Below are 17522 nucleotides of genomic sequence, written 5' to 3' on the forward strand. Positions count from 1 at the left end.
ATGATTAAAACTGCAGAAACATATCATGTACCTGTACTCCTCAATGAAAGTATTGAGGGGCTGAACATTCATCCTAATGGGATATATGTGGATGTCACTTTTGGAGGTGGAGGTCATAGTCGAGAAATACTCTCTCGCCTTAAAGAGGGATGTAGTCTCTATAGTTTCGATCAAGATGCAGATGCCGAGTTGAATATTAGCAAGATGGGGTTAAGCAACGATCAAACAGATCGTTTCACTTTCGTTCGTTCGAACTTTAAATATCTAAAGAACTGGATGCGCTATTACAATATAGACCATATAGATGGTTTATTAGCCGACTTGGGGGTCAGTAGTCATCACTTTGATGATGAGACTCGTGGCTTTTCTTTCCGTTTCGATGCACCCCTCGATATGAGAATGAATAAGCGTGCTGGACGCACAGCAGCTGATATTCTTAACGAAGAAGATGAAGAGAAACTGGCGAACATATTATATCTCTATGGTGAAATAAAACAGTCCCGTCGTATCGCATCAGCTATCGTCAAAGCAAGAGCACAGCTGGAATTCAAAAGCACAAATGAATTACTAGCCATCGTCGAACCATTTTTCTCTCATGCAAGAGAGAAGAAAGACATGGCAAAGATGTTTCAAGCACTACGTATTGAAGTCAATCATGAAATGGATGCTTTACGTGAAATGCTACTTGCAGCAACAGACTTGCTTTCCCCAGGGGGACGTCTTTCAGTGATTACCTATCATTCTTTAGAAGACCGAATGGTTAAGAATATCATGAAGTCGGGGAATATTGAAGGAAAGGTAAAGCAAGATTTCTATGGGAAGAGAGAGACTCCTTTCAAACTAATAAACAACAAGGTTATCACAGCAAGTAACGCAGAACAAGAACAGAATCCACGTAGTAGAAGTGCCAAACTAAGAATAGCAGAAAAGAAAGCAAATGATTGACAAGAACGACATAAAGAATCTAGATGTAACCGCTGAAAGCTTTCGTGGTAGAGACAATACGGATAATGACAAATCTGAATCGGTCATTAATCCACTTGCCAAAGGTGATATCTATGAGAGAGAAGAGTCATCTTCAATAGCTTTAGAGATTACAGATAGTAATAAAGGGACAAACATTCCCCACCTTAAAGGTGATATATTAATAGAGAAGAGAGTTAAGGACATCCCTGCTCAAGATGAAGAAGAGCGAAAGAAAGAAGCAAAACGACAGATAAAGGAAGAAGAGAAAAGACATCAAGAAGAGGAACGAAAAAAAGAGGAAGAAGCTGAGGTTAAGATCCTCAAAGCAGCAATCGCAGAACAAGCGCGCGAGGATGAACAGCCTCAATCATCCAACTTTACCTTGAGAAAGATACTTGGTGGCGATATTCTCTCAGCCCGTCTGTTACGCAATAACATTTGGTTAATCCTCGTCATTGTTGGCTTCACCATTATATACATATCTAATAGATACAGCGTTCAGAAGTATCTGATAGAGATTGATAAGCTTAACACAGAGCTAGAAGATGCAAAATATAGAGCATTATCAAGTAGTAGTCAACTCACAGAAAAGTCTCGAGAAAGTCATATTCTAGAGTTGCTAAAGAATAGAAAAGACAGCGTTCTGAAAATGTCAGATCGCCCACCTTATATAATAAATGTCCCAGAGAAGTAAATAAAATGAGCAAGTTCAATAATAAAAAGATTATCCCACGTTACAGCGCCATCGCTATTGTGATGTCGCTGATTGCACTTGCTGTACTTGGGAAAACCATCTACACGATGACTGCTAGTAGGTCTTATTGGATGGAAGTTGCTTCTACGCAAAAGAAAGATAGTGTAAGGGTAAAACCAACAAGAGGTAACATTCTTAGTTGTGATGGGCAACTCATGGCTAGTTCTCTACCTGAGTTCAAAGTGTATTTAGACTTCAATGCTCTTAAAGAAGCAGGCAATGATACGGCATTTATCGATAGTATAAATTACATCAGCAAAGGTCTTAACAACATCTTTCCAGAGCGCTCTGCTGCAGACTTCAAAAAGCAACTCTTAGAAGGATATCATAAGATGAGTAAGCACTGGCCAATATGGGATGAGCGCATAGACTACAATACATTCAAAGAAATACAGACCTTACCTATATTACATCTATCTAAGTTTAAGAGTGGATTTCATTGGGAAGAATTCAATGCTCGTCGGCGTCCCTTTGGTTCATTGGCACAGCGTACAGTTGGTGATATGTTCGGTGCAAAAGATACGGCACGATGCGGACTTGAGTTATCATATGACTCTATATTGCGTGGAACAGATGGTATCATTCATCGTCGCAAAGTTCGTAATAAATACTTAAACATCACAGATACACCTCCTGTCGATGGTGCAGACATCATAACAACCATTGATGTTGGTATGCAAGACTTAGCAGAAAGAGCCTTAATAGACGAGCTCAAAGATCCTAATGTGAATGGTAATGTGGGTGTGGCTATTGTTATGGAAGTTGCGACAGGAGATGTAAAAGCCATCGTCAATATGGATAAATGCAGCGATGGACAGTATCGTGAAGTAAAGAATCATGCTGTTAGCGACTTGCTTGAGCCGGGTTCTGTTTTCAAGACAGCCTCTATTATGGCAATCCTAGACGATGGTTTGGTCGACACTACCTATACTGTTCAAACAGGTTCAGGAGTATGGCCAATGTATGGTAGAGACATGAAAGATCATAACTGGACACGTGGTGGCTATGGTACGTTAACACTGCCATGGACATTGAAATATAGCTCGAATATAGGTGTTAGTCGTATCATTGACTTACATTACCACAAGAATCCCGAGAAGTTTGTTCAGGGTATTTACGACCTCGGACTCGCTACTAATTTTCACATACCAATTGTGGGGTCATCACCAGCTAAAATACGTATGCCTCATAAGAATCACCATGGGCAATACGACAACTGGAGTGCAACAGCACTGCCTTGGATGAGTATCGGATATGAAACACAGATTCCTCCAATCTCAACCCTAGCATTCTACAATGCCATTGCTAATGGTGGTAAAATGATGAGACCACGCTTTGTAAAGCAAATCGTAAAGAATGGTCAAGTAATTTATGACAATCCGCCACAAGTAGTAAAAGAACATATTGCCAAAGAAAGTACCATCAAGGATATTACAAGAATCCTAACAGAAGTAGTATCAGAAGGTCTTGGCAAGAGAGCAGGATCAGACAAATTCCTCGTTGCTGGTAAGACTGGAACAGCCCAGATGTCCAAAGGTGCAGTTGGTTATAAGGCTGGTGCTGTAAACTATCTACTTAGTTTTGCAGGCTTCTTCCCTGCAGACAAACCTCGTTATAGTTGTATCGTTTGTATTCAAAAGAGCGGATTACCAGCTTCAGGTGGTGGTATGAGTGGCGTCGTTTTCCACCATATAGCAGAAGGTATAATGGCACAGAGTCTGAAATTGAATGTTACCGATGCACGTGACAAATCATCGATACTTATCCCATCAGCAAAGATAGGAAATCTATTAGCAACAGACTATGTTTTAAATGCACTTGGCTTTAATGTAACAAACGGATGGAATGGTGCATATCCCTTCGGAAACCCAGTTTGGGGAACAACCACAGAGAATGGTAAGACTCTTACCTTCCATAAGGAAGACATAAATCAGGGGAATCTAGTACCGAATGTACGTGGTATGGGAGCCCGTGATGCTGTCTATCTAATGGAAAAGAGAGGTATTAAAGTACGCATTACAGGTAGAGGTCGTGTTATAGAACAGAGCTTGGCGCCTGGCGACAAAATAAAAAATGGTATGCAATGTTCACTTAGATTGGGTTAACATACTAGTGAACAATAAACAAAGATATAATAGAACAAAGATATGAAATTAAGCGAATTACTCAAGAACATCAACCCTACTACCATCAAAGGGAGTACCGAAGTTGAAATTACTGGTGTAAACATTGATAGCCGAAAGATTGCTAATGGTCATCTATTCATTGCTATGAAAGGAACACAAGTAGATGGTCATCAGTTTATTGGAAAGGCTATAGAACTAGGCGCGGTGGCTGTGTTATTGGAAGACATGCCAGACACTCTGAATGAGAATGTTACCTACGTACAGGTTGAATCAACTGAGAAAACTGCTGGCGAAGTTGCAACATTGTTCTATGGAGACCCATCACATAAACTAAAGTTAGTTGGTGTCACAGGAACAAATGGCAAGACTACGATTGCCACCTTATTATATAATATGTTCCGTGAATTCGGTTATAAAGTTGGGTTATTATCTACCGTATGCAACTATATCGATGATAAGGCAATACCAGCCGATCACACAACTCCAGATCCAATAGAACTCAATCGACTCCTAGCAGATATGGTTGCAGCAGGATGTGAATATGCATTCATGGAATGTTCTAGCCATGCGATTCATCAGCACCGTATCGGTGGATTAGACTTCACGGGAGCTATATTTACAAATCTTACACGTGATCACCTCGATTATCACAAAACCTTCGAAAACTATCGAAATGCAAAGAAGATGTTCTTTGATGGTCTTTCAAAGCATGCCTTTGCCATAACAAATGCTGACGACAAGAATGGGATGATCATGGTGCAGAACACGAAAGCTACCATCAAGACATACTCAACCAAACGCATGGCAGACTTCCGTGCAAAAATTCTTGAGTGTCATTTCGAAGGTATGTACCTAGAGATTGATGGAAAAGAGGTAGGCGTTCAATTTATTGGTAAATTCAATGTTAGCAACTTATTGGCTGTATATGGTGCAGCAAAGATGCTGGGCAAGAAAACAGATGAGATACTCCTCGCACTTAGCACATTGAAGAGTGTGAATGGGCGTCTTGAGCCTATTCAATCCCCAGAAGGCTTCACTGCCATTGTTGACTATGCACACACCCCTGATGCACTAGAGAATGTTTTGGCTGCTATCCATGATGTTTTGGATAATAAGGGTGGCCATATCATAACCGTATGTGGTGCTGGCGGTCATCGTGACAAGGGTAAACGTCCATTGATGGCACAAGAGGCTGTTAAGCAAAGTGACACTGTTATCCTTACTAGTGATAATCCACGTGATGAAGATCCACAGGCTATCATCAATGACATGATGGCAGGACTTGATGCTACACAACGTAAGAAAGTACTCAACATTGTTGATCGTAAAGAGGCAATACGTACTGCTTCAATGATGGCAAAGAAGGGAGACGTTATCTTAGTAGCAGGTAAAGGACACGAAACATACCAAGAAATCAATGGTGTTAAACATCACTTTGATGATCACGAAGTCATTCGTGAGATTTTTGGTATTAAATAAGAATAATAAATACAAGTAATATGCTATATTATATCTTCCGCTGGTTAGATCAGTTCGGTATAAGTGGCTCCCATCTGTGGGGGTACATTAGTTTCCGTGGCATATTGGCTATGATATTAGCATTGCTTATATCAGCATGGTTCGGAGAACGATTTATCAAATATCTTAAAAGTAAACAAATAACAGAGACTCAACGTGATGCTAGCATAGACCCATTCGGTGTTAAGAAGATTGGAGTACCTTCCATGGGAGGTATCATCATTATTATTGCTCTGCTAGTACCTGTAATCTTGCTTGGTCGATTGCGTAACATCTACCTGATATTGATGATTATTACAACTATATGGTTGGGTTTTCTCGGTGGAATGGACGACTTCATCAAGATCTTCAAGCACAATAAAGAGGGTTTAAAAGGTAAGTATAAGATTATAGGACAGGTCAGTATCGGACTCATTGTAGGTGTTGTTCTTTGGGCATCACCTGATGTTAAAGCGAACATGAATCTAGAAGTGGCTAATCAGAATGGTCAGGAAATAGTTGTTAAACATGAAACTAAGGCAGAGAAAACGTTAAAGACGACAATACCATTCGTAAAGTCACATAATTTAGACTACTCCAAACTAGTTGAATTCTTAGGAGACTATAAAACAGCTGGTGGTTGGATTCTATTCGTAATCATGACCATTCTCGTTGTAACAGCCGTCTCTAATGGAGCAAACCTTAATGACGGAATGGATGGTATGTGTGCTGGAAACTCCGCTATAATCGGTGTTGTTCTCGGAATTTTAGCCTATGTCAGTAGCCACATACAATATGCAGCCTACTTGAATATTATGTATATTCCAGGAACGGAGGAGCTAGTAGTGTTCTTCATGGCATTTATTGGAGCACTGATAGGTTTCCTTTGGTATAATGCTTACCCTGCCCAAGTTTTCATGGGAGATACTGGTAGCTTAACCATCGGTGGTATCATTGCAGTAGGAGCTATCATCATACATAAGGAATTGATGCTTCCAATCCTCTGTGGAATATTCTTCGTTGAGAGTTTGAGTGTCATCGTACAAGTTTGGTATTACAAATTAGGTAAGCGTAAAGGCATTAAGCAGCGTATATTCAAGCGTACTCCTATTCATGATAACTTCCGTACTCAGGATTCACAATTAGACCCCGACTGCAAGTATCTGATAAAAGTACCACATGGAGCAGTACACGAAAGCAAGATAACTTTGCGTTTCATCATCGTAACGATTATACTTGCGGCGTTAACAATTATCACTCTTAAAATCAGATAAATACGCTTTCTCGATACGATCAAGCTCTTTACATAAAAGAAGGAAACGCCTATTAGCCATCTAACTAGGCGTTTATTCCTACGAAGAAGGACGCTTCCTTGTATTGAAGAAAGGCTTATCTTTATAGGACGATGCAAATACTAAGACATCATCCAAGTAGATATTAGGAAAGAAAAGAAAGGAAATAGATATGAAAAGAATCGTAATACTTGGTGCTGGAGAGAGCGGTGCTGGTGCAGCTGTACTAGCAAAGAAAGAGGGCTTTGATGTCTTCGTCTCAGACATGTCATCTATTAAAGACAAGTATAAGAAGCTCCTGGATGAGCATCATATAGAGTGGGAAGAGGGACACCACACGGAGGAGAAGATCCTTAATGCAGACGAAATCATCAAGAGTCCAGGTATTCCTAAAGAGGCTCCAATGATTCAGAAACTCATGGCACAGAATACACACATCATCAGTGAGATTGAGTTTGCTGGTAGATATACCAACTCGAAGATGATATGTATCACTGGCAGTAATGGGAAAACAACTACAACAAGCCTCATCTATCACATCTTTAAGAATGCAGGATACGATGTTGGATTAGCTGGGAACATAGGTAATAGCCTGGCATTGCAGGTAGCTGAGGATCCACATGCATATTACATCATAGAGTTAAGTAGTTTTCAACTTGACAATATGTACGATTTCCGCGCAAATATCGCTATCCTCTTAAATATCACTCCAGACCATTTGGATCGCTACGAGTACAAGTTTGAGAATTACGCTGATGCCAAGATGCGTATCATTCAGAACCAAACTAAGGACGATAGTTTCATCTATTGGAATGATGATCCCGTGATTAAGAACGAGCTAAAGAAGTTCGATGTACATGCCGTATGCTATCCTTTTTCAGAGCTAAAGGAGAATGGTAGCATTGGTTATATTGAAGAAGGACAATACAAGATAGAACAACCTGAACCTTTCAACATGGAACAGGAAGACTTGTCATTAACAGGTCGTCACAATATATATAACTCTCTTGCTGCTGGTATAGCATCAAACATCAGCGGTATAAAAAAGGAGTGTATCCGCAAGAGCCTAAGCGACTTCCCGGGTGTGGAACATCGTTTAGAGAAGGTTTGCAAGGTGGCTGGAGTTCAATATATCAACGACTCAAAGGCTACAAATGTAGACGCTTGTTGGTATGCATTAGAGAGTATGCGAACCCCAACAATCCTCATTCTTGGAGGCAAAGATAAAGGGAATGATTATAATGCCATCAAAGATTTAGTGAAAAAGAAATGTTCTGGACTTGTTTATCTAGGTGCTGATAACAAAAAACTCCACGACAATTTTGATAGCTTAGGAATCCCTGTTCGCGACACACACTCTATGAAAGATTGTGTTGCAGCATGTGCAGATATGGCAAAACCAGGTGACACTGTCTTGTTAAGCCCATGCTGTGCTAGCTTTGACCTCTTTAAAAATATGGAGGATAGAGGAGACCAGTTTAAAGCATTAGTTAGAGCTTTATAAGATACTGATGCTCGATAACGGAAAGAAAGGAAATGAACAATAAATCTCTCAGTAACCTTTTTAAAGGTGATAAGGTCATATGGATGGTATTCTTCTTCCTATGTATTATTAGTATCATTGAGGTCTATTCGGCTTCAAGTTCACTATCATACAAAGGAGGAAATTATTGGAGTCCAATTATCTACCATTGCAGTATTCTCGCTGTTGGAATAGGCTTAATGGTGGTAGTATTAAATATCAAATGCAAGTACTTCAAACTGATTACCCCCATCCTTCTTGGTGTAGCATTAATAACACTATTGTGGGTTCTTGTTGCAGGACAAACTACCAACGGAGCAAATAGATGGATAAGTTTTGCAGGTATACAATTTCAACCTTCTGAGATTGCAAAGGGCGCACTTGTGCTAGCAGTTGCACAGATACTTAGTGCCATGCAGACCGACCATGGAGCCGATAGAAAGGCGTTCCGAGATATCTTGCTATTATCTGGTGGATTCATTTTCTTAATTCTACTTGAGAACCTTTCTACAGCTATGCTCATCTCCTTAACCATTGTTCTTATGATGATAGTTGGGCGAGTACCATTCAATCAGATTGGCAGGTTAATTGGAGCAGTTGCACTGGTTATCGTATTCACACTTATAATGGTCATGGTTGTTGGTGATGATAAAAAGGTAGAAAATGACTTATCAACAAAGCAAAACCTCACCGAACAAACCATACAAGAGCAACAACAGGAAGATTCTCCAAGTTCTTTGGGAAAGATCTTACATCGTGCTGACACATGGAAAGCACGTATTAAGAAGTTCTTTAATAATGAATATGTGGCACCAAAGGACTATGATTTAGATAAAGATGCACAAGTGGCACACGCTAATATTGCCATCGCCACATCGAATGTCGTGGGTAAGGGACCAGGGAACTCAACAGAACGTGACTTCCTTTCACAGGCTTTCTCAGACTTTATCTATGCCATCATTATTGAAGAAATGGGCATAGAAGGAGCGGCTATTGTAGCATTCCTTTACATCATCCTGCTCTTCCGAACAGGTATCATAGCTAATCGATGTGAAAATTCCTTCCCTGCTTTTCTTGCAATGGGTATTGCATTTTTACTGGTAACACAAGCCCTATTCAATATGCTAGTGGCTGTTGGACTAGCCCCAGTGACAGGTCAACCATTACCACTTATAAGTAAGGGAGGAACATCAACAATCATTAATTGTGTCTATATAGGTGTCATCTTGAGTATCAGTCGATCGGCTAAAAAGAAAAAAGCTGGCAATCCTTCTACGGAGGAGGCACAGGAAGTTATTACACAAGCAACAGATTCTTAAAAAAGACTTAAAGTTCGAAGAAGACGAAAAAATTGATTACCTTTGTGGGTTAGTAAACAAGTTTGAAATGGACAAGGAATTAAGAATAATCATCAGTGGCGGTGGTACAGGAGGACATATATTCCCTGCTGTATCTATTGCGAATGCGATTAAAGCAAAACATCCAGATGCTAAGATTCTCTTTGTGGGAGCTTTAGGACGTATGGAGATGCAACGCGTTCCCGCTGCAGGATATGAGATAAAAGGCTTACCTATCAAAGGTTTCGATCGTGCACATATACTTAAAAACTTCGAAGTATTGTATAAGCTATGGAAAAGCTTACGCATGGCACGTCAGATTATCAAAGACTTTAAGCCGCAAGTTGCTGTTGGTGTAGGTGGCTATGCCAGCGGTGCTACACTTTATTCATGTGCTAAGATGGGAATTCCATGTCTCATCCAAGAACAAAACTCATACGCTGGTGTGACGAATAAACTATTGGCTAAACGTGTGAAAAAGATATGTGTTGCGTATGAAGGTATGCAACGATTCTTCCCTGCTGATAAGATTATTATGACAGGAAACCCTGTACGACAAAACGTCTTAAATACACCACTCTCTGCCGAAGAAGCACGAGAGAGTCTAGGGTTGAAGAGTGATAAGAAGACTATCTTGTTAGTAGGCGGTAGCCTTGGAGCTCGTACCATTAATCGTTCTATCATGGAGCATCTAGACCTAGTAGCCAATACAGATGTGCAATTTATTTGGCAAACAGGAAAGTTCTACCATCAGCAGATAATGGAATTTATGAAGGGTAAGGAACTTCCTAACTTGAAGATAATGGACTTTATTAGTGATATGGGGGTAGCTTATAAAGCAGCAGACTTAATCATCAGTCGTGCAGGTGCAAGCTCTATTAGCGAGTTCCAACTCATAGGTAAACCTGTAATCCTTGTCCCAAGTCCTAATGTTGCAGAAGACCATCAAACTAAGAATGCAATGGCACTAGTAAATAAGCATGCTGCAATTTACGTAAAGGACTCTGAGGCTCCCGACACATTATTGAAACTAGCATTGGAGACAATATCTGATAATCAAGAATTAGCCAGCCTTAGTGAGAATGTAAAAAAGATGGGACTACAAAACTCGGCAGATGTTATTGCAGACGAGGTAATTAAACTCATCAATTCATAATCTTACTTATACGAGGAGATTTGTTGTAAAAGTAAATGGAATACAAAAATCTGCCAAAGAGAATAAAGTTAGAAAAGATATAGATACATGGAACTAAAAGATATAAAGTCAGTATATTTCGTTGGTGCAGGTGGTATTGGAATGAGTGCTATTGCTCGTTATTTCCTTCATAAGGGATTAGTTGTTGCTGGGTATGATAAGACACCATCAGAACTTACCCATCAGTTAGAAAAGGAAGGAATGATGATTCACTATGAAGAAAATGTAAATCTCATTCCTGAAGCATGTCGGCAACCATTAACAACATTGGTTGTCTATACACCTGCGATCCCATCAACACATGCAGAATTGAAATACTTCCATGATAATAACTTTGTAATAGAGAAGCGTGCACAAGTGCTAGGAACACTTACTAGAACACACAAAGGACTCTGTTTTGCAGGTACCCATGGTAAGACGACTACATCAACCATGTGTGCCCATATCATGCACCAAAGTCACTTAGATTGCAATGCTTTCTTAGGTGGAATTTCCAAGAATTATGGCACAAACTATATCCTCTCTACCCACAGCGATTATGTTGTGATCGAGGCTGATGAGTTTGATCGTTCTTTCCATTGGCTACGTCCTTGGATGAGCGTTATTACATCTACCGATCCAGACCATCTAGACATATATGGCACGAAAGAGGCTTACCTTGAAAGTTTCCGCCATTACACAGAACTCATACAACCAGGTGGTGCACTCATTATTCATAAGGATCTTGAGATGAAGCAACATGTACAAGAAGGGGTCAAAGTATATAATTATAGTCGTGAGGAAGGTGACTTCCATGCTGAGAATATCCAAATAAAGAATGGTACTATAACTTTTGACTTTATTTCTCCTGTAGAAATAGTGAAGAATGTAGAGCTTGGTCAACCCATCCCAATCAATATTGAAAATGGTGTCGCAGCAATGGCTATGGCACAACTCAATGGCTGCACTGCAGAAGAATTGCGTGAAGGTATGAAGACTTATGGTGGCGTTGATCGCCGCTTCGACTTCAAGATAAAGAATGATCGTCATGTATTCCTATCTGATTATGGGCATCATCCAAAAGAGATATTACAGAGTGCTAAAAGTTTGAAGGAACTTTATTCAGATAGAAAGATAACAGCTATCTTCCAACCGCACCTCTATACGCGTACTCGTGATTTCTATAAAGACTTCGCAGATGCATTAAGTCACTTTGATGAGGTTATCCTTACAGAGATTTATCCAGCACGTGAACAACCAATAGAAGGTGTTACAAGTAAGCTCATTTACGATAACCTACGCCCAAATATAGAGAAGAAGATGATACAAAAAGACGATGTTCTGAATTTCGTCAAAGCACATGACTTCGATGTATTAGTAGTCCTCGGAGCTGGTAACCTCGACAATTATGTACCAGAAATTGCCGAGATTATCAAAGCTAAAGAGCAAAACTAAGTAGAAAGTTTTAAATACATAAAAGGGAAAAAGCATCCTAAAGAAAAGATAAGACATGTACATTCAGTGGAAAAAGATTATTATCACTGCGCTGGACATCATACTAGCTTTCTATCTCATCATGGCTGTTACCGCTTGGAACAACCCTGATGAGCAGGGTCGTGTATGCACGAAGGTGAACATAGAAATATCTGATTCCAAGAATGCTGGATTCCTTACAGCAGAGGAGATAAAGCATATCTTACAAAAGAACAATCTCTATCCTCTTAATAAAAAGATGGAGAATATCAATCCACGAGACATCGAAGAAACTCTCAAAGATGGACCTTTTGTGAAGACTGCTCAATGTTACAAGACGGAGAACGGACATATCAACATACAGATTACTCAACGTATGCCTATCATCCGTATAAAGAGCCAACATGGTGGTGACTACTATCTTGACGACAATGGAGGAATACTCCCCAATTCTAAATATACAAGCGACTTGATTATTGCAACAGGTAATATAAATAATATCTTTGCAAAGCTCTATATTGCACCACTTGCTAAGGCTATCAGTGCATCGCCTTTTTGGATTAATCAAATAGAGCAAATAAATGTACTCCCAGATTATGGTATAGAACTAGTTCCACGCGTGGGAGACCATATAATCTTCATGGGGTATTTACCTCTTAATCGCAACAGATGGACACGTAACCGAGAGATTAGCTCTTTCGTAAACAACAAATTATCACGATTGGAGAAGTTCTATCGATATGGTTTATCACAAGTCGGATGGAACAAGTATTCATATATTGATATTGAATTTGATAATCAGATTGTTTGCAAACGAAGAGATGCGGAAGCTGAAAGAAAAGAAGCAGAAGCTATAACCAAAGAAGCTAAAGAAGAAAAGAAAAAAGACAGACAACGTACAGAGGAGGAGGAACGTGAGAAAGCACGTAAAGAGGTTGACCGACAAGAACAAGTAGCAGATGGTCCAACGGAATAAGTCAACATGCAATCACGTAGAAGAATGTACATGTATCAGACAGAAAAGAACATTAAAACTAAGAAATATAATACTTAACGAATATGGCAGAGTTCATAGTAGCCATTGAATTAGGCTCATCAAAGATTATGGGAATCGCCGGCAAGAAAAATCTTGACGGTAGTATCTCCGTGCTAGCCGTTGCTAAGGAAGATGCATCACAGTGTATTCGCAAAGGTGTAGTCTATAACATCGACAAGACCGGACAGTGCCTCACCAGCATTATTAATAAGCTCAAGAAACAACTGAAATATGAGATTTCTCAGGTTTATGTAGGTGTAGGAGGACAATCTATACGTAGCGTTCGTAACGTTATTGTTAAGGATCTTCCTTCAGATACCATCATAACATCAGATATGATAAATGAGCTGATGGATGCTAACAGAAATATGACTTACCCTGAGCAAGAAATCTTAGATGCTGCTACTCAAGAGTATAAGGTTGACAACCAATACTCCCTAGATCCTGTCGGTATTAAGGCCACACGTTTGGAAGGAAACTTCTTAAACATTCTATGGCGCAAGTCATTTTACAACAACTTAAATAGCTGTTTTGAAAAGGCAGGAATCGCAATAGCAGAAATGTACCTAGCACCATTAGCCTTGGCAGACGGCGTACTCAGCGAAGCCGAAAAACGTGGAGGTTGTGTACTTGTCGATCTTGGTGCTGACACCACGACCGTCTCTGTCTATTATAAGAATATTCTTCGCCACCTCGCTGTAATCCCATTAGGAGGCAATAATATCAACAAAGATATAGCGTCCTTGCAGATGGAAGAAAAAGAAGCTGAGGCTATGAAACTGAAGTATGGCTCTGCATTCACTGACAATAACGAAATTGACAACAACCTTAAATACTCTATAGATGCCGAACGAACAATAGACAGTCGGAAGTTCATCGAAATCGTTGAAGCACGTGCAGAGGAAATTATCGAGAATGTATGGTGTCAGGTTCCATCAGAATATACAGACAAGCTCCTCGGTGGAATCATACTTACAGGTGGAGGTATGAATCTTAAAAATATCGAATGTTTAGTACGCAATGTTACACGTATAGAAAAGATTCGTAAGGCTAAGTTCGTCACACAAACCATTACCTCAAGTCATGCTGAAATAACTGCAAAAAATGGTGAAACAAACACCATATTAGGCTTACTAGCAAAGGGAGACATGAATTGTGCTGGTGCAGCATATAACCCTGCAGCTAACACCCTCTTTGAAGCAAAAGATGTAGCTGTAGCCCATCCAATAGAGACAACAGCTACAAACACTAATACACGTCCACAAGGACAAGGTTTTGTCCCCACTCCAGAAGAGAAACGTAAAGCTGAAGAGGAACGTCGTAAGAGAGAAGAAGAAGAACGCAAGCTACGCGAAGAGGAAGAAGCAAGAGAACGTGAAAGAGAAGAAGAAAAACGTCGCAATAGTTTCTGGAACAAGTTCGTTCGTAAAGCAAAGGAATTTGGAGGCAAGATGCTAGAAGACGAAGAGTAACACTTTCACGGAATACAAATAATAAGTATATTCATCATATAGACACATACTGTTATGGCAGATAATAATAATAAAATAGACGTATTAGACTTCGGCGATGGCGACGTTACTGACAGCATAATCAAAGTCATTGGTGTTGGTGGTGGCGGTGGTAATGCCGTCAACCACATGTATAAAGAAGGTATACATGACGTAACCTTCGTCCTCTGCAACACAGATGCACAAGCTCTCAACGATTCTCCTGTTCCCGTTCATTTACAACTAGGAAAGGAGGGATTGGGAGCAGGAAACCGCCCTGAGCGCGCAAGACAAGCAGCCGAGGAAACCATCGATGACATCAAGAAGATGCTCAATGATGGAACCAAAATGACATTCATCACGGCTGGTATGGGAGGCGGAACAGGTACAGGTGCAGCACCTGTCATTGCACAAGTCAGTAAAGAACTTGGTATCCTCACTGTTGGTATTGTCACCATTCCTTTCCGCTTCGAAGGTGCAAAGAAGATTGATCAGGCGCTAGACGGAGTAGAAGAGATGGCTAAACATGTTGACGCTCTTCTCGTTATTAACAACGAAAGATTACGTGAAATCTATCCAGAACTTAGCCTCCTAAACGGATTCCGTAAAGCTGATGATACGCTTAGCGTTGCAGCAAAAAGTATTGCAGAAATCATCACTGTACATGGTATTATGAACCTCGACTTCAATGACGTGAAGACGGTTCTAAAGGATGGTGGTGTAGCAATCATGTCAACAGGTTATGGTGAAGGAGAAGGCCGTGTAAAGCAAGCAATAGAGGATGCACTTAACTCACCATTACTAAACGACAACGATGTCTACAAGTCCAAGAAAATCCTTCTATCCATCAACTTCAATAGCAATGACAAGGACAACCCTGGCTTGACTATGGAAGAAATGGGGGACGTAACCGAATTTATGAATCATTTCAGCGAAGACTTCGAACTGAAATGGGGATTGGCAATTGACCCAGAACTTGATCAGAAGGTAAAAGTAACCATCCTTGCAACTGGTTTCGGCATAGAGGATGTTGATGGTATGGGACGACACATACAGAAACTATCCGCAGAAGAAGCAGCAAGAAGAGCCGATAATGAGGAGAAAGATGCAGAACGTCGTGACCGCCGTGAACGTTTCTATAGGGACAACAACAACACTCAATACAAACATCGCCCTCACATCTATCGCTTTACAGCTGATGAGCTCGACAATGAAGATGTAATTCTTGCCGTAGAGAATACACCTACTTACAAGCGCACAAAGCAAATGATAAAAGACATCAAACACATCAGTTCTCCAGAGACAGGACAGGAAGAGACTGATTCTAAAGGTACGGTTGAAGGCGTAATTAGCTTCGTTTAATCACGTTGATAAAATATTAAAGGCGAGAGAAGGTATATCGAAATAGCAAGCAAGCTATGAGGTGTACCTTTTTTTCATATCGCTTTCTACCCAAAATATTATCTTTGGCGTAATGGACATTTGGTAGGCTGAAACCTCTCGGAATTCTTTTATTTAACGTGAGTTCGACGAATTCTGAACCATGAAAGCTGTGTGTCAATAGTTCTTTGTAGATTGATGCACGGCTTCTTGGGAAACAGGCAATAGGCGGCAATGTTACTTTTCAACTTAGTAATAAACTGTATTTCGTCAACGAAATGCCTTTGAAAGAGGTTCTTTTCGATGTAGCCTTTAAATCCAATTTAAATCAATCAAGCCCCTTTGTCGTGTGTTTACTTTTCTCGATTATGACTCTGTGGAACCCCTTGAATGGATGAAATCAGTTTTTAATATCTGTATAAACCTAGACATAGGTTTCTTGCATTGGTCTTTGAATTTTATTATTTTAACGTGAGTTCGACGAATTATAAGTGTCTATAAATTTGGTGATTAGCGAAATTTGTTGTAACTTTAAAGAGCTAATATACAAATAGTTACAAATAAAAATCGCTATGATTACCGAGGACAAAGTTACTGAAATATTTTGTATGGCAGATGACTTCTGCAAGTTTTTTGATGCAATGACAGCAAAATATACGCTAAAACCTACAGGAAAAAGGAAATATTATCGAAATTCTACAATGTCAAAGGCAGAAGTTATGCTGATAATGATTCTTTTCCACAATTCTGGTTATCGTTGCTTCAAACATTTCTATCTTGAAAAAGTATGCAAGCAGCTTCGCCATCTGTTTCCAAAAGTTGTTTCTTATAACCGTATAGTAGAATTGGAAAGGGATGTAGCCCTACCCTTAACCTTGTTTATCAAGAAGGTCCTGTTGGGCAAATGCACGGGTATAAGTTTCGTTGACAGCACACCACTGCGTGTCTGCAAAAACCAGAGAATACATATTCATAAGGTTTTCAAAGGCATAGCTCAAAGAGGAAAATGCTCTATGGGTTGGTTCTTTGGCTTCAAGTTGCATTTGATTTGCAATGAGAAAGGAGAACTTCTCAACTTTATGATAACGCCAGGAGATATTGATGACCGTAAGCCTTTGGAGTACAAAGCATTCATAGATTTTATATATGGTAAGCTATTCGGTGACAAGGGCTACATCAGCAAGAACCTCTTTCAAAGGCTTTTCGTTGACGGAATACAGCTTATTACCAAATTGAAAAGTAACATGAAAGGAGCGTTAATGAGTGTTTCAGACAGACTTTTACTCAGAAAAAGAGCCATTATAGAGACGGTGAATGATGAACTAAAGAACATTGCACAGGTGGAACACTCCAGACATAGATGCTTTGACAATTTCATCGTCAACTTATTCGGGGCAATTGCTGCCTATTGCCTGTTTCCAAAAAAGCCGTGCATCAATGTACAAAGGACCATTGACACACAACTTACATTGTTC

Annotated in this window: 13 protein-coding genes and 1 pseudogene; 13 read left to right on the top strand and 1 reads right to left on the bottom strand. The window is 39.9% G+C overall.

Annotated elements, in window-relative coordinates:
* From rsmH to ftsZ, 12 genes are all read left to right on the top strand, one after another.
* Positions 1–945, top strand: coding sequence for a 16S rRNA (cytosine(1402)-N(4))-methyltransferase RsmH (rsmH, locus tag O3603_RS07280; protein ID WP_371521862.1), 945 nt, complete (start codon positions 1–3; stop codon positions 943–945).
* Entirely contained in the window at positions 938–1660 is a 723-nt protein-coding gene (locus O3603_RS07285) for an FtsL-like putative cell division protein (RefSeq protein ID WP_371521864.1), read from the top strand. Before rsmH ends, O3603_RS07285 begins: the two co-directional genes overlap by 8 nt.
* 5 nt (positions 1661–1665) lie before the next feature.
* Positions 1666–3825 (top strand): penicillin-binding protein, encoded by a 2160-nt coding sequence (locus O3603_RS07290; protein WP_009434743.1) that lies wholly within the window; start codon positions 1666–1668, stop codon positions 3823–3825.
* Positions 3826–3867: 42 nt separating this feature from the next.
* Positions 3868–5325 (top strand): UDP-N-acetylmuramoyl-L-alanyl-D-glutamate--2,6-diaminopimelate ligase, encoded by a 1458-nt coding sequence (locus tag O3603_RS07295; RefSeq protein ID WP_155714883.1) that lies wholly within the window; start codon positions 3868–3870, stop codon positions 5323–5325.
* A 20-nt stretch (positions 5326–5345) separates the two neighbouring features.
* A complete protein-coding gene (locus O3603_RS07300) occupies positions 5346–6617 on the top strand; it encodes a phospho-N-acetylmuramoyl-pentapeptide-transferase (protein WP_155714884.1) in 1272 nt (423 codons plus the stop codon).
* Between the two features lie 190 nt (positions 6618–6807).
* Complete coding sequence (gene murD / locus O3603_RS07305) at positions 6808–8139, top strand: UDP-N-acetylmuramoyl-L-alanine--D-glutamate ligase (protein ID WP_155714885.1); 1332 nt, start codon at positions 6808–6810, stop codon at positions 8137–8139.
* Positions 8140–8171: 32 nt separating this feature from the next.
* Complete coding sequence (locus O3603_RS07310; protein ID WP_009434745.1) at positions 8172–9476, top strand: FtsW/RodA/SpoVE family cell cycle protein; 1305 nt, start codon at positions 8172–8174, stop codon at positions 9474–9476.
* Between the two features lie 67 nt (positions 9477–9543).
* Positions 9544–10650, top strand: a complete 1107-nt coding sequence (murG, locus tag O3603_RS07315; RefSeq protein ID WP_155714886.1) for an undecaprenyldiphospho-muramoylpentapeptide beta-N-acetylglucosaminyltransferase — start codon at positions 9544–9546, stop codon at positions 10648–10650.
* An 87-nt stretch (positions 10651–10737) separates the two neighbouring features.
* Complete coding sequence (gene murC / locus O3603_RS07320; protein WP_371521867.1) at positions 10738–12123, top strand: UDP-N-acetylmuramate--L-alanine ligase; 1386 nt, start codon at positions 10738–10740, stop codon at positions 12121–12123.
* A gap of 55 nt (positions 12124–12178) precedes the next feature.
* The gene (locus O3603_RS07325; RefSeq protein WP_315088835.1) at positions 12179–13117 is read left to right on the top strand and encodes a cell division protein FtsQ; all 939 of its coding nucleotides are present in this window, start codon (positions 12179–12181) and stop codon (positions 13115–13117) included.
* Between the two features lie 83 nt (positions 13118–13200).
* Positions 13201–14649, top strand: a complete 1449-nt coding sequence (gene ftsA, locus O3603_RS07330) for a cell division protein FtsA (RefSeq protein WP_314518257.1) — start codon at positions 13201–13203, stop codon at positions 14647–14649.
* A gap of 54 nt (positions 14650–14703) precedes the next feature.
* Positions 14704–16029, top strand: a complete 1326-nt coding sequence (gene ftsZ, locus O3603_RS07335; RefSeq protein WP_371521870.1) for a cell division protein FtsZ — start codon at positions 14704–14706, stop codon at positions 16027–16029.
* 149 nt (positions 16030–16178) lie between these two features.
* On the opposite strand, the pseudogene O3603_RS07340 reads toward ftsZ, so the two are convergent.
* A pseudogene (locus tag O3603_RS07340) lies at positions 16179–16370 on the bottom strand (hypothetical protein); the annotation flags it as partial.
* Positions 16371–16619: 249 nt separating this feature from the next.
* Here O3603_RS07340 and O3603_RS07345 point away from each other — a divergent pair.
* The coding region (locus O3603_RS07345; protein WP_371521872.1) for an IS982 family transposase at positions 16620–17522 on the top strand (903 nt) is incomplete at its 3' end.

It is taken from the genome of Prevotella sp. 20925_1_30 (assembly GCF_041433025.1).
Classification (GTDB): domain Bacteria; phylum Bacteroidota; class Bacteroidia; order Bacteroidales; family Bacteroidaceae; genus Prevotella; species Prevotella vespertina.